1 protein-coding gene is annotated in these 1,154 nt (G+C 44.1%); it reads left to right on the top strand.

The features are described 5' to 3' along the window. Nucleotides 1-29 precede the first annotated feature (29 nt). Nucleotides 30-1,154: hypothetical protein (locus tag COT43_00785; GenBank protein PIS30883.1), on the top strand; the 1,125-nt coding region annotated here is incomplete at its 3' end.

Here is a 1,154-nt window from a genome sequence, read left to right as displayed (position 1 = left end):
ATGACGGTTCGTTCTCGACATTCATTACAATGTATCCACGTCTGAATTACGGACTCTACGATAGCATTCCGAATCCGATGATCAAATCCGTAAAAGAATTGCTATTCGCCGGAAACGTAAAATATTCGATCTTTCCGGGTACATATATTGGCGGAACGATTTATCACAGCTATTACAACCGCATTCTTGATCCGCAGATCAAAGCAACGCTTTTGAATACTTCCGGTCAGGGAAAATACCTGACGCAGATAGGGAATTCCGCCGACAGCGAAATCGAAGCGTCTTATTCATCGGATTGGCGTTCGGATTTTTGGAAAAATGCGCGGTCGCAGAGACGGGTTTACGGTTTGGAATTTATGTCAGTTATTAAAAATTTGTCATTTCAGGGCGAGTTCGCACAATTGGACAAAAACGAGAGACTGACAGACGTCAAAGGCGATCCTAAGGCTTACGTTTTATCCGGTTATATTCAGTTCGACAATTTCAATTTTCTGCTTTTATATCGGAACTACGATCTGGAATTTGACAATCCATACCAGCGTTCATTTAGCAACTATCAACGATTCAAAGGAACCATTTACGAAGACTCTTATTATTTGAAAGATGCAGTTCTCGGTTATTTATATTCCGGAACGGCGCAACCGCAAGCTGAAAAAGGACTCTATTACTCGACTCGCTATCAGATTCACAGATCGTTGGTCGCCACGATCGAGCAGGACATCTGGCAACGCGTTGCGGACAAGGCACAATTTAGCCGGCTGGTCGCGCAGTTGGATTATCGGCCATTATTTAAATTTCGGTTCAGGATTCGACAGAAGTGGCAACATCGCGATAAGACGAACGAACTCACTTCATCTTTTTATCAGGCAAATGAGACGCGCTTAGAGGCGATCATGCGGCTTTCCCGCTATGATCAGGTTTCCATCCTGTATGCAATCAATTTTACCCAATTTGTCCCGCGTTCACGATTGGTTTACAACGCGGATGATCTTGGGACTTCATACGTCGGAAACGCCGGTTCGCCCGGTAAGGCGCTCGGAATGACCGTTACCCATAATATGAACGAACGTGTAAAACTGATCGGTTCATTGATGACTTATCAGGGTTTTCTATGGAATTTCGAGGACACTGATTTCCGCGTTTTTAATACCACT

The organism is Candidatus Marinimicrobia bacterium CG08_land_8_20_14_0_20_45_22 (assembly GCA_002774355.1).
In the GTDB taxonomy this organism is placed as follows: domain Bacteria; phylum Fidelibacterota; class UBA2242; order UBA2242; family UBA2242; genus 0-14-0-20-45-22.
This window is presented reverse-complemented; position numbering and strand designations above follow the sequence as displayed.